17 protein-coding genes and 1 tRNA gene are annotated in these 25,272 nt (G+C 49.2%); 9 read left to right on the forward strand and 9 right to left on the reverse strand.

Annotation, left to right across the window (positions count from 1 at the left end; translation table 11 throughout):
- Positions 1 to 5: 5 nt before the first annotated feature.
- From I6E49_RS04790 to I6E49_RS04815, 6 genes are all read left to right on the forward strand, one after another.
- A complete protein-coding gene (locus tag I6E49_RS04790; RefSeq protein ID WP_106811253.1) occupies positions 6 to 761 on the forward strand; it encodes a succinate dehydrogenase/fumarate reductase iron-sulfur subunit in 756 nt (251 codons plus the stop codon).
- Positions 762 to 937: 176 nt separating this feature from the next.
- A complete protein-coding gene (locus I6E49_RS04795; protein WP_235400736.1) occupies positions 938 to 2,137 on the forward strand; it encodes an efflux RND transporter periplasmic adaptor subunit in 1,200 nt (399 codons plus the stop codon).
- Between the two features lie 5 nt (positions 2,138 to 2,142).
- On the forward strand, positions 2,143 to 5,229 hold the full coding sequence (locus I6E49_RS04800; RefSeq protein ID WP_235400738.1) for an efflux RND transporter permease subunit: 3,087 nt from the start codon (positions 2,143 to 2,145) through the stop codon (positions 5,227 to 5,229).
- Positions 5,183 to 6,358: a TolC family protein gene (locus I6E49_RS04805; protein WP_235400740.1), complete on the forward strand. Its 1,176-nt coding sequence runs from the start codon at positions 5,183 to 5,185 to the stop codon at positions 6,356 to 6,358. The genes I6E49_RS04800 and I6E49_RS04805 overlap by 47 nt, the downstream gene beginning before the upstream one ends.
- Before the next feature lie 263 nt (positions 6,359 to 6,621).
- Positions 6,622 to 7,911 (forward strand): ATP-binding protein, encoded by a 1,290-nt coding sequence (locus tag I6E49_RS04810; RefSeq protein ID WP_235400742.1) that lies wholly within the window; start codon positions 6,622 to 6,624, stop codon positions 7,909 to 7,911.
- Between the two features lie 943 nt (positions 7,912 to 8,854).
- On the forward strand, positions 8,855 to 10,195 hold the full coding sequence (locus I6E49_RS04815) for an ATP-binding protein (RefSeq protein ID WP_235400744.1): 1,341 nt from the start codon (positions 8,855 to 8,857) through the stop codon (positions 10,193 to 10,195).
- A gap of 187 nt (positions 10,196 to 10,382) precedes the next feature.
- Here I6E49_RS04815 and I6E49_RS04820 read toward each other — a convergent pair whose 3' ends face one another.
- The 6 genes from I6E49_RS04820 to I6E49_RS04845 form a co-directional block, all read right to left on the reverse strand.
- Entirely contained in the window at positions 10,383 to 11,510 is a 1,128-nt protein-coding gene (locus I6E49_RS04820; RefSeq protein ID WP_235393992.1) for a TlpA disulfide reductase family protein, read from the reverse strand.
- Between the two features lie 12 nt (positions 11,511 to 11,522).
- Positions 11,523 to 12,968, reverse strand: a complete 1,446-nt coding sequence (locus I6E49_RS04825; protein ID WP_235393991.1) for a RagB/SusD family nutrient uptake outer membrane protein — start codon at positions 12,966 to 12,968, stop codon at positions 11,523 to 11,525.
- Positions 12,969 to 12,977: 9 nt separating this feature from the next.
- Entirely contained in the window at positions 12,978 to 16,379 is a 3,402-nt protein-coding gene (locus I6E49_RS04830) for a SusC/RagA family TonB-linked outer membrane protein (RefSeq protein ID WP_235400745.1), read from the reverse strand.
- A 251-nt stretch (positions 16,380 to 16,630) separates the two neighbouring features.
- Positions 16,631 to 17,782: a FecR family protein gene (locus I6E49_RS04835; protein WP_235393989.1), complete on the reverse strand. Its 1,152-nt coding sequence runs from the start codon at positions 17,780 to 17,782 to the stop codon at positions 16,631 to 16,633.
- Positions 17,783 to 17,811: 29 nt separating this feature from the next.
- Entirely contained in the window at positions 17,812 to 18,339 is a 528-nt protein-coding gene (locus I6E49_RS04840) for a sigma-70 family RNA polymerase sigma factor (protein WP_235393988.1), read from the reverse strand.
- Between the two features lie 127 nt (positions 18,340 to 18,466).
- Positions 18,467 to 18,542, reverse strand: a tRNA-OTHER gene (locus tag I6E49_RS04845).
- Between the two features lie 460 nt (positions 18,543 to 19,002).
- Between I6E49_RS04845 and I6E49_RS04850 the strand changes: the two genes are divergently transcribed.
- The 3 genes from I6E49_RS04850 to I6E49_RS04860 all read left to right on the forward strand — a co-directional run bounded on the left by I6E49_RS04850 (position 19,003) and on the right by I6E49_RS04860 (position 21,756).
- On the forward strand, positions 19,003 to 19,413 hold the full coding sequence (locus tag I6E49_RS04850; RefSeq protein ID WP_294027376.1) for an Hsp20/alpha crystallin family protein: 411 nt from the start codon (positions 19,003 to 19,005) through the stop codon (positions 19,411 to 19,413).
- Positions 19,414 to 19,621: 208 nt separating this feature from the next.
- The gene (locus I6E49_RS04855) at positions 19,622 to 20,806 is read left to right on the forward strand and encodes an FMN-binding protein (protein WP_235400747.1); all 1,185 of its coding nucleotides are present in this window, start codon (positions 19,622 to 19,624) and stop codon (positions 20,804 to 20,806) included.
- A 290-nt stretch (positions 20,807 to 21,096) separates the two neighbouring features.
- Positions 21,097 to 21,756, forward strand: coding sequence for a nitroreductase family protein (locus I6E49_RS04860; protein ID WP_235400748.1), 660 nt, complete (start codon positions 21,097 to 21,099; stop codon positions 21,754 to 21,756).
- A gap of 151 nt (positions 21,757 to 21,907) precedes the next feature.
- On the opposite strand, the gene I6E49_RS04865 is transcribed toward I6E49_RS04860, so the two are convergent.
- The 3 genes from I6E49_RS04865 to I6E49_RS04875 all read right to left on the reverse strand — a co-directional run bounded on the left by I6E49_RS04865 (position 21,908) and on the right by I6E49_RS04875 (position 24,963).
- Positions 21,908 to 22,504 carry a transposase gene (locus I6E49_RS04865; protein WP_235400749.1) on the reverse strand — a complete coding sequence of 199 codons (597 nt, stop codon included), beginning with the start codon at positions 22,502 to 22,504 and terminating at the stop codon, positions 21,908 to 21,910.
- Between the two features lie 274 nt (positions 22,505 to 22,778).
- Positions 22,779 to 23,840 carry a butyrate kinase gene (gene buk / locus I6E49_RS04870; RefSeq protein ID WP_235400750.1) on the reverse strand — a complete coding sequence of 354 codons (1,062 nt, stop codon included), beginning with the start codon at positions 23,838 to 23,840 and terminating at the stop codon, positions 22,779 to 22,781.
- Positions 23,841 to 24,039: 199 nt separating this feature from the next.
- On the reverse strand, positions 24,040 to 24,963 hold the full coding sequence (locus I6E49_RS04875) for a phosphate acyltransferase (protein WP_235400752.1): 924 nt from the start codon (positions 24,961 to 24,963) through the stop codon (positions 24,040 to 24,042).
- Between the last annotated feature and the right edge of the window lie 309 nt (positions 24,964 to 25,272).

The following is a 25,272-nucleotide window of genomic DNA, read 5'->3' on the forward strand; positions in this document are numbered from 1 at the left end:
TAAAGATTATGGCAAATATATCATTCACACTGAAATATTGGCGTCAGAACGGCCCGCAGGACAAGGGTCACTTTGACACACGCGAGATGAAGGATATCCCTACGGATACCTCTTTCCTTGAGATGCTCGACATCCTTAACGAGCAGCTCATCGAGGAAGGCAACGAGCCTTTCGTATTCGATCACGACTGCCGCGAGGGTATCTGCGGTATGTGCTCACTCTACATCAATGGTCATCCCCACGGACCTAACCAGGGTGCCACAACCTGCCAGCTCTACATGCGTAAGTTCAACGATGGCGACGTTATCACCGTTGAGCCTTGGCGTTCGGCTGCATTCCCAGTTATCAAGGACTGTATGGTAGACCGCTCTGCATTCGACAAGATCATGCAGGCAGGTGGTTACGTTAGCGTTCGCACAGGCCAGCCCCAGGACGCTAACGCTATCCTCATCCCGAAGGAAGACGCCGACGAGGCTATGGATTGCGCTACATGTATCGGTTGCGGTTGCTGTGTAGCAGCCTGCAAGAACGGTTCTGCAATGCTCTTCGTAAGCTCTAAGGTTAGCCAGCTCGCTCTCCTTCCCCAGGGTCGTCCTGAGGCAGCTAAGCGTGCAAAGGCTATGATCGCCAAGATGGAGGAGCTCGGTTTCGGTAACTGCACCAACACTCGCGCTTGCGAGGCTGAGTGCCCGAAGAACGAATCTATCGCCAACATCGCTCGCCTCAACCGTGAGTTCATCAAGGCTAAGCTCGCTGACTAATTCAGTCAACAACAAATAAACTAAGCGGATGCGAAGCACTCTCAGAAGTGCGGCGCATCCGCTTTTTTTTTATCATATATCCAAGCATTTTTCTATTCGTTTGCAACATAGTTGCATATCTTATTTCATATCTTTGCAACTGATGATTTATCTTTGTAATAAACACTTAATGAAATATGCTTAAAAGATTTTCTTATTACCTATTATCAGTAGTCTTCGTGGCGGGAATGGTCGCTTGCGGAGGCAAGTCGCATGACCATCTCGATCATGACCATGAGCATGCCGAGGAAACAGAGCACCACGACCAAGATTCCGAAGAGCACGACCATGATGCTAAGGGTGCTCATACCGATGAGATAATACTCTCGCCCGAGAAAGCGCGTGCAGCAGGCGTCAAGGTGGAGGAGGTGAAGCCCGGAGTGTTCCATGGTGTCATTCATACCAGTGGCAAGGTGATGTCGGCATCGTGCGATGAAACCACCGTTGTAGCTACCATTAGCGGCCGTGTGCAGTACAAGAACCACGTCAGCGAGGGATTGAAAGTAGCTGCCGGAACAACGCTTTTCTCCATTACTTCAGCCGGAATGCAGCTTGCCGACGGCGACCCCGTACAGCGTTCGCGCATCGACTACGAACGTGCTGAGCGCGACTATACACGTGCAAAGATTCTCATCAAGGACAAGATAATAAGCGAGAAAGACCTCGCTGTAGCCAAAGCCGAATACGAAGCTGCCAAGCTCACATATACAAGTATGAAGCGTACGCGCAGCGAGGGTGGGGTAGCAGTGTCTGCTCCGCGTGGCGGATATGTCAAGCAATGTCTCGTTAACGGCGGTGATTACGTCGAGGCAGGTCAGCCTCTTGCCATAATCACGCAAAACAAGCATCTTTATCTGCGTGCCGAAGTGTCCGAACGCCACTTTGGCGAGGTTAACAAGATACGTTGTGCCAAGTTCCGCACCAGCTATAGCAACCGCCTCTACGACATTACTGACATGGGAGGACATATACAGTCGTACGGTCGTTCAGCCGAAGTCAACAACTCATACATTCCCGTCATCTTCGAGTTCAACAACACCGGTGATGTCGTTCAGGGTTCATACGCCGAGATTTATCTCATCACTCAGGATCGTCACAACGTCATAACGCTGCCCCTAACCGCCCTCACCGAGGAGCAGGGCATCCACTTTGTCTACATCCAGGTAGATGCCGAAGGCTACCGCAAGCAGGAAGTTACGCTTGGCGAGAGCGACGGTGAGCGTGTAGAGATACTCACCGGAGTGAAGCAAGGCGACCGCGTTGTCACAAAGGGCGCTATGCAAGTAAGATTGGCTTCGGCTTCAAACGCTATCCCAGCACATAATCATAATCATTAATAGCTATGCTGAATAAGATAATACGTTTCTCGCTTGAGAACAGAATCCTCGTGTTGGTGGCGTCCGTACTGCTTGTCATAGCCGGCTTATACTCTACCGGCAAGACCGATGTCGACGTGTTTCCCGACCTCAACGCACCTACCGTAGTCATCATGACCGAAGCCGGTGGCATGGCAACAGAGGAAGTGGAGCAGCTCGTTACATTCCCTATTGAGACCGCCGTCAACGGCAGTACCGGTGTGCGTCGTGTCCGCTCTCAGTCCACCAATGGTTTCTCCGTTGTATGGGTAGAGTTTGATTGGGGCACCGACATCTATCTTGCCCGACAGATAGTCAGCGAGAAACTCGCCGCTGTAGGCGAACAGATGCCAGCCGGTGTAAGTGCTCCCGTACTCGGTCCGCAGTCGTCCATACTCGGCGAAGTGCTCATTGTGAGCCTCACCAGCAAGCACACTTCGCAGCAAGACCTACGCACCTATGCCGACTGGGTGATACGTCCGCGTCTGCTTTCTACCGGAGGCGTGGCTCAGGTCAGCGTGCATGGCGGCGACATCAAGGAATATCAGATACTCCTAAGTCCCGGTCGTATGAAGCATTTCGGCGTTTCGCTCTCTGACATCATGGCTTCTACGCGTGGTATGAACGTCAATACCAACGGCGGCGTACGCTACAAGTACGGCAACGAATACATCATCCGTGGCATCACCTCAACCAATGATGTAGAGAAGTTGGGCACATGTATCGTCAAGAAGAATGGCGAGAGCGTCATAACCCTTGCCGATGTTGCCGACATAAAGATAGGCAACCAGTCGCCAAAGCTTGGCGTTGGCAGCGAGCGGGCACACTCTGCCGTGCTCCTCACAGTCACCAAGCAGCCCAATACCAGCACCATCGACCTCACCAAGCACCTCGATCTCGCCCTTGACGACCTTCAGAAGTCGCTGCCCGCAGACGTCCACATCTCCACCGACATCTTCCGTCAGTCCGACTTCATCGAAAGCAGCATCGACAACGTGCAGAAGTCGCTCGTCGAGGGCGCCATCTTTGTTGTGATAATCCTTATGCTCTTCCTCGCCAACGTTCGTACAACGGTCATCTCGCTCGTCACAATCCCCCTCTCGTTTCTCGTTGCCATGATAGTGCTCAACGCCCTTGGCATCAGCATCAACACCATGACACTCGGCGGACTTGCCATTGCCATCGGCTCACTCGTCGACGATGCTATAGTAGATGTGGAGAACGTGTACAAGCATATACGCCAGAACCGTGAACTGCCCGAGGCCGACCGCGTGCCGATACTCGAACTTGTGTTCAACGCTTCGCGCGAAGTGCGTATGCCGATACTCAATTCTACGCTTATAATTGTGGCCAGCTTCGCCCCTCTCTTCTTCCTCAGCGGCATGGAAGGCCGTATGCTCATACCCCTTGGCATAGCCTTCGTCACAGCCCTTTTTGCCTCAACCCTCGTGGCATTGACGCTTACCCCCGTGCTGTGCAGCTACCTGCTCGGCAAGAGCAAAGGCGAAATGCCCAAGGAAGCCTTCCTTGCCGTATGGCTTAAGAAGTATTACGAGCGCGTATTGCTGTGGGTTCTCGCCAACACACGCAAGGTTATTGTAGGCATGGCAGCGCTGTTTGCCGTAGCCATAGGCTTCTTCTTCTGTCTGGGAAGCAGCTTCCTGCCCAAGTTCAACGAAGGTTCTTTCACTATAAACATATCCTCATTGCCCGGCATCTCGCTCGAAGAGAGCGACTCGATAGGTGCACGTGCCGAGCGATTGTTGCTGCAAGTGCCCGAGATCAAGACCGTAGCGCGCAAGACCGGACGAGCAGAGCTCGACGAACACGCCCTCGGTGTAAACGTGAGCGAGATAGAAGCCCCATTCACACTAAAAGACCGCAGTCATGAAGAGGTGCTCAACGACGTGCGCAAGCGTCTCTCGGTGCTCGCAGGAGCCAATATCGAGATAGGCCAACCTATCTCTCACCGTATCGACGCCATGCTCTCCGGAACACAGGCGAGCATAGCCATCAAGCTGTTCGGCACCGACCTCAACCGCATGTTCACCATCGGCAATCAGATAAAGAGTGCCTGCCAGGACATCGACGGCATTGCCGACCTCAACGTAGAGCAGCAGATAGAGCGCCCCGAGCTGAAGATAGTGCCCCGACGTGAGTTGCTCGTGCGCAACGGCATCACCCTTCCCGAGTTCAACGAGTTCCTTGCCGTCAACCTTGCGGGCGAGACCGTGTCGCAGGTGTACGAAGCCGGACGCGCCTTCAACCTCGTTGTGAAGTCAGCCGACACCAACGAGATAAGCGACCTTATTATCGACACGCAAGACGGGCGCAAGGTGCCCTTGAGCGACGTAGCCGACATCATATCAAGCGCCGGACCAAACACCATCAACCGTGAGAACGTGCAGCGCAAGATAGTTATCTCTGCCAACACCAGCGGCAGAGCATTGAGCGACGTCGTGGCAGACATCAAGGAGGCGGTAGGCGAAAAAGTGCAGTTGCCCGAGGGCTATCACATCGAGTACGGTGGTCAGTTTGAGAGCCAGGAGAGCGCCAGCCGTGTACTCTATCTCACCTGCATCCTCGCCATCGTAGTCATCTTCTGCCTCCTCTTCATGCAGTTCCGCAACGCCATGGAGGCAGGAGTGATACTCCTCAATCTTCCCCTGGCGCTCATCGGCGGCATCTTTGCCATTGTAATGACCACGGGCGAGGTGAGCATACCAGCCGTAATCGGATTCATTTCGCTATTCGGCATAGCCACGCGCAATGGAATGCTACTCATCACCGAGTACAAGCGTCTGCGCACCGAGGAACACAAGAGCATACGCGAAGCCATTGTTGAAGGCTCGCTCTCGCGTCTCAACCCGATTCTCATGACCGCTCTCACCTCCGCCCTTGCCCTCGTACCGTTGGCACTTGGCGGCGACCTGCCCGGCAACGAGATACAGTCGCCCATGGCAAAGGTGATACTCGGCGGACTAATCAGTTCTACATTACTCAACGCATTCATCGTACCTATTATATATGAAAAGATATCTAATCGCCACAATCGTGGCATTCAGCACGTGTAGCGCAGCCCTTGCCGACAACATCGGCGATGTGCTCAAGCAGGTAGCAGCCAACAACCTCACCCTGCAGGCTCTTGCACACGACAATCAGGCCGACGTTCTCGACATCAAGGCGTCCAACACGCTCGGCGGACCGTCTGTAGAGTACAGCCCGTTCTTCACCAAGGGCTACTCCGGCGTAGCCGAGAGCGAGCTTGTAGTGAGCCAGGAAATCGACTTCCCTACCAAGTATGCCGCACGCAGCAAGCAAGCCAAGATGCAGCAAAGCGTAGGCGAGCAGCTCCTCGCCAAGCAGCGTCGCGACATACTCCTGCAAGCGCAGCTCCTCTGCATCGACATTATCCGTGCCAACCAGACCCTCGCCATGCTACGCGAGCGTCTTGCCAACAGCGAGACGCTGCTCAGTATGTACAACAAGCGTATGGAGGCAGGCGACGCCAACGCCCTTGAGCTGAACAAGGTGAAGCTCGACTGTATGGAGGTGCGCACCCTCGTCAGCGAGGCGCAGGGCGAGCGCACGGCCCTGCTGCAGCAGCTCCAGCAGCTCAACGGAGGCAAGCCCGTTGACGTCACCGACACCGTGCTGCCCGAATATCAGCCCATAACCGACTTCGAGTCGTATCGTGCCTTGGCGCTCGCGTCGGATGCCGACGTGGCAGTGGCGCAGACATCGCTCCGCGCAGCCGACCTGAATCTGAAGGTGCAGAAGAAAGAGTGGTTGCCCAACATCTCCTTTGGCTATCGTCGCAACACCGAACGTGGCGAAGGCATCAACGGCTTCCTCGTAGGCGTAAGCTTCCCCCTCTACACCAACAGTAGTAATGTCAAGGCAGCACGCCAGCGCCGCGAGAGTGCCGAGCTGCAAGTGTCGCAAGCCAAGCACGAGGCAGAAGCCTCAATGCGCACCAACTACGAGCAGTTGCAGGGGCTTCAGCAGGTCATCGACCACAGCGACGTCAAGCTCCTGCAAGAGTCGCTCACGCTCTTCAACAAGGCTCTGCAGCAAGGCGAAATCACCGCCCTCGTCTATTACGTCGAAATAAACAGCATCTACGAGAAGCTCCAGCGTCACATCGATCTGCACTGTCAGAGCGTGAAGCTACTTGCCGAACTGCACAAGGCAGAGCTGTAATTGGTTCCAGTTGAGAGTTCTAACCGCTCAAAACTTCGAGTTAAACGCACAAGGAAATCTTTGACGTGTTCAACTCGCAGTTTTGAGCGTTTTTTTGTTCTATTATATAGCATTATAGCTGATATTGTGTCGCTAAAAATCAAAGTTCGGTCGGAAAAGTGTTGTTTTATCCTAAAAGTTCGGTCGGAAAAATGTTGTTTTTCTTGAAAGTTCGGTCGGAAAAGTGTATCTTTGTAATGGAAATTACTTAATATCAATGGATTATGTATAGGAATGTCATTACTCAATTAAAACAATGGAAAAACAAGGAGAATCGTAAGCCTCTTGTTTTGGCCGGTGCTCGTCAAGTAGGCAAAACGTTTATGCTAACTGAATTTGGCAAACAAGAATTTGAGAATGTAGCTTACATAAATTGTGACGACAATGATATGGCAAAAGACCTGTTCCTGCAAGACTATGATATGCAGCGCATCATCCTTGCCATAGGTGCTATTACACGCCAAAACATCGTGCCAGGCAAAACCCTTATTGTTCTTGATGAGATACAAGAATTACGAAGAGGTTTGACAGCTCTTAAGTATTTCTATGAGAAAGCGCCACAGTATCATGTTGCAGTGGCAGGCTCTTTATTGGGTATAACCATGCATCAGGGAGAGTCGTTCCCAGTAGGTAAAGTCGACATACTCAATATATACCCAATGACATTTGACGAATTTACCCTGGCAAAGGGTAGGGAGCAAATGGTTGAAATATTGAAAAGTAAGGATTGGAATACCATCAAACTACTTCGTTCTGAATATATAAAGCTTCTCCGAGAATATTATTTTGTTGGTGGTATGCCCGAAGCAGTAAAAACGTTTGTAGATACAAACGATTCTTTGAAGGTAAGGGAGGTGCAGAATAACATTCTCTTCACCTACCAGAAGGATATATCAAAGCATGTTCCTACCTCTGAGGCCAATCGTATCAATATGGTTTGGCAGTCAATGCCCTCTCAGTTGGTAAAAGAGAATAAGAAGTTTATTTACGGTGTAGCTAAGCCGGGAGGTAGAGCCAAAGACTTTGAGACAGCTATTCAATGGCTTATTGATGCCGGATTGGTTTATAAGGCGGAAAGAGTGACAGAACCGAAAATGCCGTTGAAGTTTTATGTAGACATCAGTAGCTTCAAACTCTTTCTGCTTGATTGTGGTTTGCTTGGAGCCATGAGCGAAATTCCAGCCGAAAAACTATTGGTTGCAGATAATGGTATGGAAGAAGCGAAAGGTGCATTTACAGAGAATTATCTTATGAGTCAATTGGTAGCAACTAATGATACATCGGTTTTCTACTATAGTAATGATGCTAAGCTGGAGATTGACTTCTTAATTCAGCATGGATGCGACTTAGTACCAATTGAGGCGAAGGCTGAAGAGAACCTGCGCTCTAAGTCTCTGTCAACGTTCGTTGCCAATCACCCACAGCTACATGGTGTGCGCTTTTCGATGTCTGATTATAGGGAGCAAGATTGGTTGACTAACATTCCGCTATATGCTGCTTCGGTGTATTTTTAGAAACGTCAAACCACACCATCTCAATACCTCAACACGACAACTCGGAGCTTTGCTCCGATACAATATTTGCATTTGTAACCGCTCAAAACTGCGAGTTGAACGTGTCAAAGATTTCCTTGTGCGTTTAATTGGCAGTTTTGAGCGGTTTTTGTTATATTGTTCATATACAATGAGTTATATGGATTGCGGCGCTGTGGCGTAAATTTTCACGCTGAAAAAAGGCTCCTTTTTGTTCAAAAAGGACCATTATTACAATGCAACTGTAGTTCATTTACCTCTCAAAAGGGCTACAGTTGCATAGCAATAGTAGTCCTTTTGGAGTGCAAAGAAGCCTTGAATGGAGAATCAGCAGGTCATTGTCACCTCAAAAACGCATAAAATCCCCTTCCGCAATCTCCAGAATCAATTTTTTATTTGTAACACTTTTTTACTGCCAGTACGATATTTGCATTGCAAAAAGTGTAGTGGATAAATGTTTATTGATTTTTATGTTTGTAGCGATATTTATGTTCATATTTTGTAACCACCTATAGTTTTTCTGCTTTCAAAAACTATAGTAATTGATAAAGTAGAAACCCATAATCCCAAAAATACATATGAATTTTGGGATTAGACTATTTTTTCTTATTAACCTCAAATCCGCAACTAAGCCTTTCAACGTCCTTCTTGCGTGTACACATCCTCTCATTACTGAATTTGGATTTTAACATAGAAAGCAGCTCATATATAAAAATAAATATGACCACATACTTAACATGTGTACTGTGCAAGTCCTTCTCTTTGCCAGTTGCTTTGGATTTGATACTGGTTTTGCTATTAGTTGGTTTGGATTTGACACGAAAATCATCGAAAGTTGGTTTGGATTTGCTCGGTTTTTCGTCTGATTTTGGTTTGGATTTGAAAATATTGTGTATCTTTGTGATTGATTTATAACCATTTAGATATGTTCAAACGAATAGCACTCAATTATCTTCGCGACTGGGCACGTAAGGACGAACGTAAGCCCTTGGTTTTGCGTGGTGCCCGCCAGGTGGGCAAGACAACGCTTGTCAAGATATTTGCCGAGGAATTCGACAATTACATCTATCTTAATCTTGAGGAGAACGAGAACGCTGCATTGTTTGCAGCCGACTATTCTTTCGACGATTTGCTGTCGGGCATCTTCTTCAAGGCAAATGTACGTCAGGACAACTGCCGCACACTTATATTCATCGACGAGATACAGAACGAACCTAAGGCTGTGCAGTCGTTGCGCTACTTCTATGAGAAGCGTCCCGACATATATGTCATAGCTGCTGGCTCACTATTGGAGAGTCTGATGGACCGTCACATATCGTTTCCAGTGGGTAGAGTAGAGTATATGGCTCTCCATCCCTGCACGTTTGTAGAGTTCCTTTCGGCTATAGGCGAGCAGCTTCTTGCCGAGCAGGTTGAGGCTGTATCGGTACCTCAGTCGCTGCACAGCTATACGCTCGACCTCTTCAAGAAATACATGATAATAGGCGGACTGCCAGAAGTTGTTGCCAACTATGCACAGTATCGCGACATGGTGCGGCTTGGAGGCATATTCAATTCGCTGCTCTCGGGCTATCGCGACGATGTGGAGAAGTATGCCGCCAAGCCTAAGGAGCAAGACTCCATACGCTATATTCTTAATTATGGCTGGACATCGGCTGCCCATCGCATACAGTTTGCCAAATTCACCAACTCCTCGTTCAAGTCGGCTGATGTGAGCAACGCATTCCGTACGCTTGAGAAGACTCTGCTCCTCGAACTTGTCTATCCTCTTACGTCAACATCGTTCCCCGTACTGCCCGACCTGAAGAAGAGTCCAAAACTGTTATGGCTTGACACCGGTCTGGTCAATTACGTAGCCGGAATGCAAGAAGAACTGCTCTTCACTACCGACAGCGACGAACTCTGGAACGGCGACATTGCTGAACATATCGTAGCCCAGGAACTTCTCGGCGCTACAACTATGTTTGGCGAGAAGCGTATGTTCTGGGTGCGCGATGCCCGCAACTCTCAGGCAGAAGTAGATTTCGTGATACGCTATAAGTCGCATCTGCTGCCCATTGAGGTAAAGACTGGCAACAATTCAAAGCTCCGCTCCCTGCATCAGTTTATGGAAGAGTCGCGTGAGAATATCGCCCTACGATTGTGGAACGGTCCGCTGTCCTCCGATGTCATCACCCGAACCGACGGTAGAGCATTCACTCTCTACAACATTCCGCTGTATTATGCAGGCCATTTGGACAATTGGCTTAATTCCCTAACTCCTTAACTTCTCTCGCTCGTGAAGTTCTTGCTAAAGCAAGCGGCAAAGCCGAGCGAATTGACAAATTCTGCGTAGCTGTCGGTAACTCACGGGTTGCATCGCATGGAGGGGTGGCTAAAAAAAAGGCTTGCCAGAATGGGGTAACCCGGCAAGCCTTTCAATCCAAAAAAGATCAACTCTTATATTTGCTTTATTATTCTCCAAAAAGTTCGGAGAGCTTGGCGTCAAGCTCGGCGGGATTGTCGAAGCGACCAATCATTGTGCCATCGGCTGCGACGAGGAATTTAGAGGGGATGTATGAGACGTTGTAGATGTCGTTCTGGTCAATCATCTTACCGTCTTCGCCTTTGAATTCACGGAGGATGTGATGGAAGGGTTCTATACCGTCCTTGATGATGGCTTTACGCCAGCCTTCCACGTTCTTGTTGTCGGAGGCGATGCAGAAGACTTCAAGTCCGCGGTCATGATACTTGTTGTAAATCTCTTTGATGTGTGGAAATGACTTGCGGCAGGGGACGCACCAGGTTGCCCAGAAGTCGACGAGGACGGGTTTACCCTTGAGTGAGCTGAGGGTGATTGTCTTGCCGGCAGGTGTGGTGCCTTGAAGCTCGGGAGCGGGTTGCCCGGGCTGGATGGCGGCGAGGCGATTGAGCTGATGTTTCACAAGGGTTGCGGCAGCCTGGACTTCGGGGTTCCAGCTTTCGTAGATTTCCTTGATCTGAGGATATGTGAGGTCCTGAGCCAGAACGTACATCACACCAAGGTTGTTGAATGAGGCTGGATGAGTCTTGACGAAATTCAACCGGGTGTGGAATACGCTATCGCGCATCGGTGTGAGTACAAAACGCTGCAAACTGTCGATGAGTGCGGGAGTTGTTGTTTCGTGGTTGCGGATAATGTCTTTGTAAGGGTCAGCCATACTGTAGATGCCTGCAATCACAGCGTCAAGAGAGTCAGACTCTACCGTGGAAGGTGAACCCGAGACGGGTGCTTTACTGTAATCATCGCCGCTGAGAGAGACTGTCATATCGGCGAGATCAAGCATAAAGCGGCGGATGCGGTTGTTGTCACGAGCATTCAGTTCGCCGGCATAGAGGTAAGCGTCGGTAGGATGGTTCAAAGTTCCGGAGAATGAGAATGAGCCATTAGCCACTGTGGCGGTATCCCTAATCATTGAGTCGTTGACCGAATAAGAGAGATAGAACTTTTCACCGTCGGCAGCGTCTGTCGTTCCGGAAAGGGTGAATTGGTTGGAAGGCTTGCTTGAAAAAGCATAAAGCAAACCGAGAGAGAGGAATCCGATTAATTTAATAATTTTCATAACTTTTGATAATTAGAAATTCTGTTTAACCAAACTGTTGATAGAAGTCACAGAAGTGGGGAAGGGGAAAATCCAGAGGGTGGATTCTGGAGTGATGGTGTAGGTCTTGCCATCAATGGTGTGAGAATAGTTCTGTTTGTAGTCGGGGAGCTGATTCCAGCGTTTGCGCTGCACGAAGTTATAGAACGTGTAGGCACATTCACCGTGAGAAATCTGCTTCAGCTTGGCGATAGCAGTAGCCTTGTCGTTGATGCCAGTGCCTTTGAGGGGATGATAATCAGCAGGGCGGAAACGCTTCTCACGGATAGTGTCAAGATAGCCCATCGCCTCGTCGAACTGACCGCGCTCAATGGCATCCTCAGCAAGGATCAGATACATGTGGGTAGACTTGGGTCCAACGGGGTTCCAACAGTCGGTACCAACACAGACAGCCTTGCCTTCGATACCGAGATTTCCTTTGCAATAACCACCTACCTCATCCCACTGGTGAGTCATATCATAATCAGGTATCGCAGTCAGAGAAAGGTAGCCCGGTTCAAATGCAGCCATACATTCGGGGAGCAGAACGTTCATGTCAAAGAAATCGTAGGAGCAGAAATAATCCTCCTTCATGCCAAGCATCGGGCGAATGATACCTTTTCCCATACCATAAACGGCAGGGCCAATGAGCGTGTTGTAATCCTCGATGGTGCTATTGTATTTCAAGGCCTCACGTGCAGCATCTGCAGCCTCCGAGAGACGGTGCATAGCAGCGAGAGTCCATGCCTTAACAGCATATAGCATAGGTTTACCCATACGCATGGTGTTGACCGGTTCGGCAGGAAGTCCATCAATCTCAATGGCTTTGTTGCAGTCAGCAAGGATATCGTCGTAAACCTCCTGCAGGGAGCGCTGAGGCTGGTTCTTGATAATGTCGTCGGTTTCCTTGAAATATATGATAGATGGGGTTTCAGCAGCATAAGATGAATTATAAGCCTTAGCGAACTTCTGGACAGCAAGGAAATGAGCGAAGGCCCGGAGAGTGAGGGCCTCGCATTTAATCTTGCGCTTATGGTCTTCCTCGCCCTGAGCCTTGTCAACAAGCTGGAGGATAGGATTGGCAACCTTACCGATAATCATGTATGCACCGGTGTAGGTGTAGTCTATATTGACGAGGTTTGGCAGCTCTTTATCATGACCTACCTCATCATAAGTCCAATAAATGGTATTTGCTGATTTGTAGGGTAATGAGAGCTGATAAGGTACAGATGAGCTTGTGAATACGATATCACTACCGATTGCACGGACATCGTTCATCATCATGAAATACTGGTAATAATCATTGAGCAGCATCTCAAGCTGGGCACTTGTCTCAAGGAGGTTCATACCCTTAGGCTGGATGTCGGTGTACTCGGAACATGATGTAATCAACATAGAGACTCCGATAGCAGCCGACGAAAGTAATTTATATATGTTCATAATAGTCAATTATATGTTAATGTTAAGACCAAAAACGTAAGAAGACGGGGTGCGGATGCCTAATGTCTCGGGATCTACGCCAAGATTATTCTTAGTCCAAATGGCTTTTGGATTATTGATCTGGAAACGGAAAGTGCAGTGGTTGATACCGAAGCGGCGGAGCCAGTTTTCGGGAATGTCGTAACCAAAGACGATATTGCGTATTTTCAGGAAGTCGGCGTCGTGAACAGAGGTGTTGCTATATTCGGTCTCATCGCTTAGCATATTGGAGCCATACTGACCGATACCAGGAGTGTTGGTAGGATTTTCAGGAGTCCAGGCGTTGAGGAAATATGAGGCAATTGCGGTGTTGGGGACATCAAAAGTCTCATTCTCACAAAGGGCACGCATCTTATGACCACCATAATAAGCCATCAAGAGACTGAAGCTGAAACCACGCCAACGGAGAGAGTTGTCCATGCTGACAATCACCTTAGGATCGGTCTGACCGGAGTATTCAAGGACATCCACGGTGTTACGGGAAACAGAGCGCTGAGGATTTCCATCTTCGTCAAACCAAGTGGTCATACCTTCACGGCCAGTGTCGGAGCTAATGCCTGCAAAACGATAGCTCCACAAAGCGCTTGCGGGATATCCGCTGACAAAAGGAGTACGAATCAATTCAGTGGCAGTCTTGGCTGCATTCTGTACCTTGGTGACCTCATTCTTATTATGAGTGAAAGTCAAAGAGGTAGACCATGAGAAATCCTTGCGGTCGGATGGCTTGAACCAGTCATATGAAAGCGCGATTTCAACACCTCGGTTGCGCATAGAGGCAACGTTTGCAAACATGGAAGCGAAACCGGTAGAGGGGTCAAGCATCTGATTGTTGAAAACGTCTTTGCTGACCTTATTATAGTAATCAATATTACCACGCAGACGATAATTGAAAAGGCTGAAATCAACACCGATATTGGTGGTACGTGCCTGTTCCCAACGTAGGTTAGGGTTGGCTGGACTGCTTATAGTACCAAGTGGAAGCTGAGTGAATGGATTATTACCCTGTGTTGTAGCCACCATATAGCTTGACGCACCCTGATAGATGTTACCGGTGACACCGTAGCTTGCGCGGAGCTTAAGGAAGCTGAGCCAAGTGAAATCGTGCATAAATGATTCCTTGTGGAGGTTCCAACCACCACCTACAGACCAGAGGGGTTTGCCACGGAACTTGGTGTTAAGACCGTAAACGTCGGCATAGTCCTTACGATAAGAACCGAAGATGTTGTAACGTTCATCGTAGGTATAAGTAAGGTTGGCATATCCTGATGCGTAGCGGTGACGTTGTTCGACGACAATGCCCATGCCATTTTCAAAATAAGGCTGGTAAACGAATTGGTAAGCGCTATAGCCGCGACCTTCCATCATATAACTGCTATTGTAACGCCATTCTCTTCCACCGAGAGTACCGAAGTCAACGGTGTGGGTAGAGCTGTTCTGAAGCTGCTCGTCGTAACCGAGGACTAGAGACTTGGTGCCATTCAACTTGGTTTCACGGAATTCAAGACCAGCGATTGCAACAACGTCGTGTTTCTTAAAGAAAGTGTTGGAGTAATTCAACTGACCGCGGAGGGTGTAATATTTGCCCTTGGTGTTTGTGGTCTGAAGCATACCGCCGTTTTCTGGGGTGTTGTATTTCACACGGCCAGCAGCATCAACTGTGGTATAAGCATTGCGAATGACACGAGAGGTAAGACTCTTTTCGTTGGCATGAGTCTGTTCCTCAACGTTATCAATCTCATAGCTGAACATTGCGTTGGCGGTAAGTCCTTTGATGATACGGAACTCGAGGTCGGCCATATAGCGCATGTTCTGGCGAGTGTTGGTCTTGACATTGTTCTTTAACTCGCTCACCGGGTCGGTGCCGAGGTCGTGGAATCCATTGGGGACATCCCAATATTCGTTACCGGTGAACCAGTAATAGGTTTTGCGGATGGATCCATCCTCATTATAGAAAGGCATGTAGGCAGGGAGAGTCCATGGGTCAAAGCTACCACGGTAATTAGCATTGTATCCAAGAGATTTCTGATCAGAATAAAGGCCGTTTACACTGACGGTAGCTTTTAGCCATTTGGCAAGTTCAAAAGAACCTTTGTAGTACGCGGTGAGCCAGTCAAGGTCATTGTTGATCAACTCGGCATTATCATGTTTGTAATTGACAACTAGATTATTGCTCGAAACATCGGAGCTGTTGCGGAGAGCGAGGTTATATTGCTGAAGGAGACGTGTGTGGTAAACATTGTCAGCAAAATCGCGGGCATAATTATTGGTACGGTATTTGGCAAGGCGGCTGTCAAGCTCCTGACGGGAAATTTTGCCACTGGCGAACTGATAATAGTCATAGTAAATAGGTGTCACCTGACTACCTTCGGTGATGGACTTTTTCATGTTGTCCAACGCATTGTCGCGAGTGAGGTAATACTCCATATATTTTGCCTCTGTATCGACCTGTTGGGCCGGAGTCATATAGAAGTTGTCGGCATAGTCCATGTTTTTATTCTCGTAAACGGTAAGGTTTGCGGAGAAGTCAATGTCAACTTTGCCTTTTTTTGTGGCGTTTTTGGTGGTGACGACAATGATGCCGTTGGCGGCGCGGGCACCGTAAATTGCGGCTGCAGCTGCGTCTTTGAGGACGTTAACTGACTGGATGTCGTAGGGGTTGAGGTCTTCGATGGCGCCTTCGATGGGGACTCCATCAACGACGAGGAGAGGGGCAGTGTTGCCGTGGAGGGTTCCGACACCACGGATGATGGGTTTGCCGCCATAGGTGGAGAGTCCGGCTACGCGGCCTTCGAGGTTGTCAAGGACGTTGGTGGTGTAGCGTTCGTTGAGTTTGGCGGATGAGATTGTGGTTACTGAACCGGTCATTTTCTCTTTTTTGACTTCCTGATAGCCTGTTACGACGACTTCGTCCATGACGTTGGTGTTTGGCTGGAGAGTGATGGAGAGGTTGTTGCGGTTGCCGACTTTTATTTTCTGCGAAATCATACCTACATAAGAGACCGCGAGAACAGGGTCGGAGCCGCTGACATGGATGGTGAAGTTTCCATTAATGTCAGTGACCACGCCTGCTTCGGTTCCTTCGAGTATCACGTAAGCTCCGATGAGCGGCTCGCCTTCGGTGTCAAGGACTGTACCACGGATGTTGCGGTTGGCACGGTTGACTTTTGCCGCAGTACGTTTGTCTATGGAGACTGTGATTACGCGGCCTTTGATGGTGTAAGTCATCGCGGTGCCGTGAAGAATGGTTTTGAGCGCATCGGCAACGGATGCTTTTTTGATATCGCATGTGACGCGATATCGCTGCACCTCATCGTAGATGTAGGAGAATTTGTAGCCTGACTGGGCTTCAACTTGCTCAAGGACCTGTACCATAGGTGTGTTAGTGGCCCGGAGCGTTACTGTGGATTTTTGATCTGCCGCGAGTGCCGGAATGGCGATGAACAGGCAGAGGAGGTAGCAAATGAGCTGACGACTGATGGACGTCAGGGCTACGCGGTGATTTGGGTTTTCATGATAATCCATAACAATATTTAATGATGGTTTATACTTCAAATGACAAGCCATCGGGAGTTATGGGTAGCTGTGAAACGATTTTTTTTCGAAAAAAAAGTTTCCTGCGGCGATTATTTTGTGGGCGAGATGCGGATATTCGTGCCGTCGAAGGTGACGTTGAGAGTCCCGAACGTGTTGAGACTTTCTACGATTGACTCTACCGGTTCATTGCGGTCGGCTACGAAGTGGAGTCGATATGACATGAGAGTGCGGTCTGAGAGTCCGACGTTGACATTATACCAGCGTCCAAGTTCAATCATGACATCTATAAGCGGAACATTGTCAAAGTAGAAAAATCCATCACGCCATGCGTCAAGCTCACGGTTGTTGATATTTGAAACCACAAGTTTCCCACCTTTCAGGGTCACATCCTGTCCGGGGTCGAGGGTCACAGATGATTTGTCGGTCATATCCAGGACAAGCACTTTCCCTGAGAGCAGCGAGACACGCACGTCGGCGCGGTTATAGGCGCGCACATCGAACTCGGTTCCGAGAGCTGTAGTTGAGATTTTGTCTGATATTACTATAAACGGGTGGTTCTCGTCATGAGCTACTGCGAAGTATGCTTCTCCTTCAAGATTGACTGTACGTCGGTCTGAAACAAAGCGGGCGGGAAAGCGGAGTGAGCTTTCGCCATTGAGAGTCACCTCTGTTCCATCGGCGAGGATTATGCGGATGCGTTTCCCTCGGGGCGTGGTGACCGTGCGTTCCTCAAATACCGATGTCACTGAAACTTTTCGCATATCCAGTACTTCAGTGTCAAGGTATACCGGTTTATTGGCAGTCTCCACGTTTTTCTGAGGAGCGGTGTGAGTTTTCGGTTTTGATGTTTCAGCCGTCGGGGTAGAAGATGTCATAGTTATGCGGCCATCCTGCTTGACGGCGGCAAAGAGTACGAGGTCTTCCTCCTGTGGGATTTCAGGCTTGGTGAAAAATCCGAGAGAGAAGAGGATTATGAGACAAGCGGCTATGCCTGCCACCGCTCCTCCGAAGGCATAGAGCCAGCGGAAAGTGGCGCGAGGTGACGGTTTTTCCTGAACATCACAGGCTGCCTCGGGGCGCAATGAGAGAAAGCGCTGCCATTCACGGTCAGCGTCGAAGCGAGGCGCCGACTCGCGCATGAATGCGGCTCCCACATCGCGCGCGTCATCCCTGATCAGGTCGGGATTAATGTCAATTGGCTGCTCCCGGTCGATATCTTTATGGCGTTTTTCTGTTTTCATTTAAGTATGTGCTATATTATAAAGACGTTTCAATCGGGATTTTGGTCAGTTCCCTTTTTATATTTTACACCGAAATACTTCCTGATTGTCTCAAGTCCCTTCATGATGTGCATCTTTACGCCATTGGTCGAGATATCAAGCATCTGCGCCACTTCCTTGTATGTTTTCTCTTCATAGTAGCACTGCTTGAGTACAAACTGGGTGCGCTGCGGCATATCATGTATCAGCTCGGATATTTTTTCAAGGCGTTCATCATATTTAGCCGCTGTCTCGCTGTCGAGTGGTGGAATGTCGCGGAGGGCGTATTCCCGGTGTTCGTCAACTACACGGAGATGCTCAATTGAGTTCAGACAGTGGTTACGGACAGAAGTGAAGAGGTAGGCCTTGGCATCTTTCACGTCCATGGTATCGAATCGGTCCCAGAGGGTGCAGAACACATCCATCACGATATCTTTGGCAGCGTTGTGGTCACGCAGGATGTAGGACGCATAGTGCTGTAGCTGTTCGGCATGGGTGCGGAACAGAAACTCAAAATCTTTTTTCTTGAATGCGTCCATATAATGGTTCTTAGGGGTCAGCGAGGGTCACCAGCCTCCCGGTCCGTTGATCTCCGGACGTGCCGGAAACTTATGATACAATAAAAAAGGTCTAACTCAAAAGAGCTAACCCCATTACTTAAATTAGTCGGGGTGAGTAGACTCGAACTAGCGACCTCACGCCCCCCCAGAGGCGTACTCTAACTGGGCTGAGCTACACCCCGTTGTTTTGGTTTAACGGGTGCAAAAGTACGTATTTACGGGGAATTTGCAAAATTTTTCAGACGCTTTTTTGCTCAAAAAACGTTTTTTAATTGGTTCAAACGAATAGCACTCAATTATCTTCGCGACTGGGCACGTAAGGACGAACGTAAGCCCTTGGTTTTGCGTGGTGCCCGCCAGGTGGGCAAGACAACGCTTGTCAAGATGTTTGCCGTGAAGTTCTTGCTAAAGCAAGCGGCAAAGCCGAGCGAATTGACAAATTGTCAACAGGTTGTGTCTATTTGTCTGAAATCTGCCAGAATTGCTTACTATTTAACACTTTAACCTCCATTCAGTCCTTGTCATGTAAGTTGCGATAAGGATAGTGCAAGCCGAGAGCAAGAAGCTCGAAGGCAAGCACAATTAAACATTAAATATAAACAAATTAAAATATAATTGGAGGTTTTTGATATGTTACCAGTAATGAGAAATTCTTGGATGCCTGAAGTTTTCAACGACTTTTTCGACACTGACTTTATGCCGCGTACAAATGCTACAGCACCGGCAATCAACGTTAAGGAGACCGAACACGAGTATACCGTGGAGCTTGCAGCCCCTGGAATGAAGAAGGATGACTTCAACATCAATATTGACAACGACGGCAACTTGCACATCAAGATGGAGCAGAAGAACGAGAAGAAGGACGAGAACAAGAAGGAGCACTATCTGCGCCGTGAGTTCTCTTATTCAAAGTTCGAACAGACGCTTATCCTGCCTGACGATGTCGACAAGGAGAAGATTGCAGCCAATGTCAACGACGGTGTGTTGACTGTTGATTTGCCTAAGGTTGAGAAGAAGGAAGAAAAGACTACACGTCACATTGAGGTGAAGTAATTCATAAGCAATAAGTTTATGTCCTGTCTCGCTCTTCAGATAGAGTGGGGCAGGACTTTTTTATGGGTTGTTGTGAATTTTTGTCACAAACCTATAATTTTAAGGAAGAGTGAAAGCTGCGTTTGCTTCATTCTTCCTTTTTTGTTATTTTTGCATGTCCAAATAATACAATTTGATATACAGAATAATTCAATTTGATATATATAAAATGAAAAACCGTACTAACAAGAACTTTATAGTCTCTCTGATGTCGCTTGTGGTTGTGCTGCTGCTTCTTTCGGCTGCTGCTATTGTGCGCGACGGCAAGTTGTTTGGCTTCGATCTGCGTGATGGCAGAGCCACGGAGCACGGTCGGCACGACGTGCAGGCTTCTACGGCTGCCCTGACTGCCAACAACGACACGCTGACTGTGATGCCCGATGGCGCTATTGTGGTCAATACCCGACTGCTGGCGAAGGATGTGCAGGGCTATGGCGGGCAGGTTCCGCTGCGCATCCATATTGACAAGGGTGGGGTGGTGGACAGCATTGAGGCTGAGCCTAATGCCGAATCGCCCGACTTCTTCAATCATGCTTCTTCCCTCTTTGGTAAATGGCAGGGCAAGACTGTTGATGAGGCTATGGCTGAAGAGGTGGATGCTGTGACGGGAGCTACGTTCTCCTCGCGTGCCATCATTGCCAATGTGCAGCGCGGACTGGCTTATGCCAAGCGCCATGCTGAGCTTGACAAGGAGTCTGAGGCAGATGGTCCGGACTCAGATGCTGTTGGTTCGGCAGGAGTGCCGGGCGCTTCTGCCTCGGCAAAGGGTTGGACTCTGGGTGGCATTGCTGCATTGATTGTGGCGCTGTTGGGTGCTGTTGTTCCGCTGTTTGTCAAGAACCGCCGTTGGCATTATGTGCAGCTGTCTCTCAACGTCATTGTGCTGGGCTTGTGGACCGGCACGTTCGTGTCGTACACCCTGCTCATGCGACTCTTCTCGGGGGGCGTAAGCCTTGCCACGCTCGGCACGCTCGCCGCTCCGTTGCTTATGGTTCTGGTGGCTATGCTTTATCCTTTGGCAGGTCGACCAGGACACTACTGCGCCCACGTGTGCCCGTTCGGTTCGGCTCAAGAGCTTGCCGGCAAACTCACCCGTCGCAAACCGCGGCTCTCGCCACGCTTGAACAGAGCGCTCAACGTGTTCCGCAACGTTCTGTGGGGAGTGCTTATGGTGCTCATGCTCACCGCTACTTGGACCGCATGGATGGATTATGAGCTGTTCACGGCGTTCCTCTATACATCGGCTTCGACGTGGGTGATAGCAATAGCCGTACTCTTCCTCGTTCTCTCGATATGGGTTCCGCGCCCCTATTGCAGGTTCGTTTGCCCGACGGGGAGCCTTTTTAGGAGTTAGGAATTTTGAATTTTGAGTTTTGAATTGTCGGCTGAAGCCGATTTTGAATTGTCGAATTTTGAGTTTTGAGTTATTGATTTTATATTTTTGATTTAAGTTTCGCAAGCGATAGTAGTTAAGAAGTTAAGGAGTTTTTCGCGAAGCTCAAGGAAACTTTCGCGCCCTACGGTCGCTAAGGAGTTAAGCCATTAGTTTTTTTGTTTGATATAGCATTATAAGCATTTGGCTTAACTTCTTAACTCCTTTAACTACTGAATTCTCTGAACTTGCGATAGTTCAATTTTTGAGTTATGAATTTACAGAACAAATCCGTTGTACTCAACGTTGTACTTGCCATAGTTGCAGTAGCACTTGGAGTGCGATTGGCATCGGGCAAAGCCCCTGCCGAGAAGTCAGCCGATGCTGAACAGACATCTAACGCAGAACAGGCGGTGCTCGACAACATCGCCACACGCACCAGCATACGCGACTATGAGGCGCGACCGGTAGAGAATGAGAAGGTACAGAAGATGCTGCGTGCTGCAATGGCAGCCCCTACGGCAATGAACAAGCAGCCATGGCACTTCGTAGTAGTTGACCAGCGCGCTGTACTCGATGCCCTCTCTGAAGCCAATCCCTACGCCAAGATGATCAAGAAAGCGCCCCTCGCAATAGTCGTTTGTGGCGATACTGAGAAGATGATAGAAGGTGGCGGTCGCGACTTTTGGATACAGGACGCATCCGCTGCAACCGAAAACCTCTTGCTCGCAGCCCACGCCATGGGTCTCGGAGCAGTCTGGACGGGTGCCTATCCGGCCGAAGATCGCTGCAAAGCAATCAGTAAAGCATTGTCGTTGTCTGACAATCTCATTCCCCTCAATATGGTTGTAATAGGCTATCCGGCAGAACATCCGCAGCCAAAGGACAAGTTCAAGGAAGAGAACATTTCGTACTATGTGGATGAACAATAGGTACATAGAATATAACGATAACTGGGAGCGTGGACGCCCTCGTCCCCGACAAAGCAAAAGAATAATCTAATACTTGTCGAGGACGATGGCGTCCTATCTCCCAGTTATTTGTATTACTTGTCGGGGACGAGGGCGTCCCCGCTCCCAGTTATTAATATAGGGTGTATTCAGAAGGTAAGCAATGGGAAGGGTTTTGTCTTATATAATTGATGACTCGATTGTAATGGTCTTCGTTTCTAATAATACGGTCATAATATTCCTTTTGCCAAATAGAACCGGTTTGGTTAATATATTTGTTGATTTTATGTGCAGAAACAGATTTTATAGTTTTTATTATCTGTTGAATAGTAGCCTGTCCTTTAGGTTCTATGAGTAAGTGAATATGGTTTGGCATAATGACATAGCTATGCAATTCATACATAACAATGTTGTCGTGTTCAAGAGTCTGTATTATTATATCTCGATATTGCTTATTCTTTAATATGCATGAACCATAGCCCTTATCAAGATATTTCTCCAGTTGGTTGTGTCTTTTAGTTTGTAAAAATTCGAGTTCTTTTTGATTACCTTCTTTTAATAATTGCTGCTTGATTGATTCATATTCCGTTTTGATGACGTCAATGACGTGTTGGGGTAGTGAGTCGGCAAGACGGAATGTAACGAAAGTAATCTTTCCGTATTGTGTCCAATGGGGTAGGTTGCCTTTTGTTTCGTATATAGGTTCGTGTTTGTTGAGAAAATAATTCATGTATGAGTGTTTAATAAGGAGAGGGGACGCCCTCGTCCCCGACAAAGCAAAGAGAATACTCTAATACTTGTCGGGGACGAGGGCGTTCTCTCTCCCAGTTATTTGTATTACTTGTCGGGGACGAGGGCGTCCCCTCTCCCAGTTATTTGTATTACTTGTCGGGGACGAGGGCGTCCTCTCTCCCAGTTATTTGTATTACTTGTCGGGGACGAGGGCGTCCTCTCTCCCAGTTATTTGTATTACTTGTCGGGGACGAGGGCGTCCCTTCTCCCAGTTATTTGTATTCGTGTATGGGCAGTTCTCCGTTGAGAGCGCCGAGGGCGTTGAATGCGAGCGACTCCATTTCGCCCTCGCCGGGCATCACAACGACCGGTGCGAGGAACTCCACTTGCTTCCGTATCTCCTCAACGCAGTACTTGCTGTAGGCAATACCGCCGGTCAGGATGATGGCTTCGGCCTTGCCCCATAGTGCAACAGCCATTGCACCGATCTGTTTGGATATGGTGTAGAGCATTGCTTCAAGCACTTCGTGGTATGGTTGTTCTCCTGCTTCGGCGCGACGCGAAATCTCCTTCATGTCCTTCATGCCCAGCAGAGCCTGGCAACCGCCGTAGCCTGCGAGCATTTTCATGATTTGCTGCTGGGTGTACTTGCCCGAGAAGCATAGGCGCACGAGCTGGTCGGCAGGCAGAGTGCCCGAACGTTCGGGAGCGATAGGGCCTTCGCCGGTGAGCGCATTGTTCACGTCGATTACCTTGCCGAGGTGATGTGCCGACACGCAGATGCCGCCTCCGAGGTGAGCCACGATGATGTCCATGTTCTCGTATACCTTTCCGCAGGTCTTGGCATAGCGACGTGCGGCAGCCTTAGCGTTAAGGGCGTGGAAGATAGATTCGCGCTTCATGAACGGCAATCCGGTGTAGCGGGCGCGTGTCATCATCTCGTCTACCACCACGGGATCAGCCATAAACGCCGGACAACCGCATTCGCGAGCTATGTCGTCGGCTATAAGACAACCGAGATTGCACACGTGCTGATGTTTGGCATGATGCAGGTCGTGCTTCATAAGTTCGTTGACAGCATACACGCCGCCGTGCAATGGCTTCAACAATCCGCCGCGTCCTATCACGGCATCGAACTTCAATGGTATTCCGGCCTTGCGCAACAGCTCCAATACGAAATCCTTGCGGTATTCATACTGTTCGTCGACGGTCATGAACTTGTCTATCTCTTCTTGCGGATGGAGTCCGTCGTCGGTCCACACGGCTTTGTCGTCCTCGTATACTGCCACCTTGGTTGAGGTGCAGCCAGGGTTTATTACGAATATTCTTTTCATATGGAAGTGCTCCCCATACAGCCCCACTCCCTTGCCCCTCCCCCGCAGGGAGGGGAGTGAAGTGCTGAACTTGCTCAGAGTTTTATAGCTTATTCTTATATATTTATTGCAAAGGCGTAGGTAAGTTGGGGAATTTTTTATTGTTAATAATCATTTCACTCCCCTCCCTGCGGGGGAGGGGCAGGGGGTAGGGCTTTTGTTATTTAGGGCTGATACTTCTCATGCAAGCCACGGCAAGCGAGTAGAACTTGGAGTCAGCCGAGTCGGCACGTGATGTCACCACAACCGGAGCTGTGGTTCCGTCGAGCATGCCAGCCACGGTAGCGTTGGCAAAGAAGGTGATAGTCTTGTAGAAAGTGTTGCCGGCTTCGATGTCGGGGAAAATCAGGATGTCGGCATTTCCCACCACGGGCGAGCTTATTCCCTTGATGGCACCGCTCTCGGCGTCGCATGCAGTCTTCACGTCCATAGGTCCGTCAACGCACACTTCGCCATATCTTCCTTCCTCGGCATATTGCTTTATGGCTTGGTAGGCGAGCGTGATGGGGAACTTGTCGCTTGTCTTCTCGGTGCAATGCGTCAGCGCAACACGTGGACATGAGCCTCCGGTGAGGCTTCGCCATGTCTTGGTGATGTACGTCAAGACGGCGTCGAGCTGTTCGGTGGTGGGGAAGGGGATGACGGCTGCGTCAGAGAAGAGCATGAGTCGGTTTATGCCGGGGATTTCCGCCACGGCGATATGCGTCAGCACGCTGCCCTTGACGAGTATACCCTGCTCCTTGTTGAGCACGGCGCGCAGCAGGTTGTCGGTATTCAGCGAGCCCTTCATGAGCACGTCGGCGCGTCCTTCGCGCACTTCGAGCACGGCTTTGCGTGCTGCGTCGTCGTCGTCAGAGGCTTTGATGATCTTGATTTGTTGTGGATGGCGTGCTGCGAGTTGTTCGGCTATGGCTTGTTTGCCCTCGACAGCGGTAAGGATGAAGTCTGCAAAACCTTCGCAGACGCTTCGTTCAATCACCTCTTCGGTGTGTGCGTCGGCAGGTGATGCAACGGCCACTATGACGCGCTGGCCCAATGAGCGCAATCTTTCAGGTAGGGTTTTTAAGTTAACAATAGGATTCATAAGATGTTTTTTAGTTTGATATTGGCAAAGTTATCTGATTTTAGTTGATTGGCAAAGAGTTTTATTCACATTTTTATTCCGCTCTTGCAAAATGTTCGTTAAAAGACCGAAATCGAACATTTTTTTGTATCTTTGTACGATGATAAAGGCTGAAAACCAGCGGAATTTTGGCACTCTGAAAAATGTAGTCCTTTTGCACTCCAAAAGGACTCGTTTTGCAAGCCAAAAGGACTCCTTTTACACTCCAAAAGGACTCCTTTTGAAACGCAAAAGGACCCCTTTTGGAAAGCTATGGTGTAATGTGCTGAT

The sequence above is a fragment of the Leyella stercorea genome, from assembly GCF_021531655.1.

Coding starts and splice junctions, on each gene's coding strand:
- I6E49_RS04795 (WP_235400736.1), top strand. CDS start 938: ATGCTTAAAAGATTTTCTTATTACCTATTATCAGTAGTCTTCGTGGCG.
- I6E49_RS04830 (WP_235400745.1), bottom strand. CDS start 16,379: ATGGTACAGGTCCTTGAGCAAGTTGAAGCCCAGTCAGGCTACAAATTC.
- I6E49_RS04805 (WP_235400740.1), top strand. CDS start 5,183: ATGAAAAGATATCTAATCGCCACAATCGTGGCATTCAGCACGTGTAGC.
- I6E49_RS04820 (WP_235393992.1), bottom strand. CDS start 11,510: ATGAAAATTATTAAATTAATCGGATTCCTCTCTCTCGGTTTGCTTTAT.
- I6E49_RS04875 (WP_235400752.1), bottom strand. CDS start 24,963: ATGAATCCTATTGTTAACTTAAAAACCCTACCTGAAAGATTGCGCTCA.
- I6E49_RS04850 (WP_294027376.1), top strand. CDS start 19,003: ATGAGAAATTCTTGGATGCCTGAAGTTTTCAACGACTTTTTCGACACT.
- I6E49_RS04800 (WP_235400738.1), top strand. CDS start 2,143: ATGCTGAATAAGATAATACGTTTCTCGCTTGAGAACAGAATCCTCGTG.
- I6E49_RS04840 (WP_235393988.1), bottom strand. CDS start 18,339: ATGGACGCATTCAAGAAAAAAGATTTTGAGTTTCTGTTCCGCACCCAT.
- buk (WP_235400750.1), bottom strand. CDS start 23,840: ATGAAAAGAATATTCGTAATAAACCCTGGCTGCACCTCAACCAAGGTG.
- I6E49_RS04810 (WP_235400742.1), top strand. CDS start 6,622: ATGTATAGGAATGTCATTACTCAATTAAAACAATGGAAAAACAAGGAG.
- I6E49_RS04865 (WP_235400749.1), bottom strand. CDS start 22,504: ATGAATTATTTTCTCAACAAACACGAACCTATATACGAAACAAAAGGC.
- I6E49_RS04815 (WP_235400744.1), top strand. CDS start 8,855: ATGTTCAAACGAATAGCACTCAATTATCTTCGCGACTGGGCACGTAAG.
- I6E49_RS04860 (WP_235400748.1), top strand. CDS start 21,097: ATGAATTTACAGAACAAATCCGTTGTACTCAACGTTGTACTTGCCATA.
- I6E49_RS04855 (WP_235400747.1), top strand. CDS start 19,622: ATGAAAAACCGTACTAACAAGAACTTTATAGTCTCTCTGATGTCGCTT.
- I6E49_RS04825 (WP_235393991.1), bottom strand. CDS start 12,968: ATGAACATATATAAATTACTTTCGTCGGCTGCTATCGGAGTCTCTATG.
- I6E49_RS04835 (WP_235393989.1), bottom strand. CDS start 17,782: ATGAAAACAGAAAAACGCCATAAAGATATCGACCGGGAGCAGCCAATT.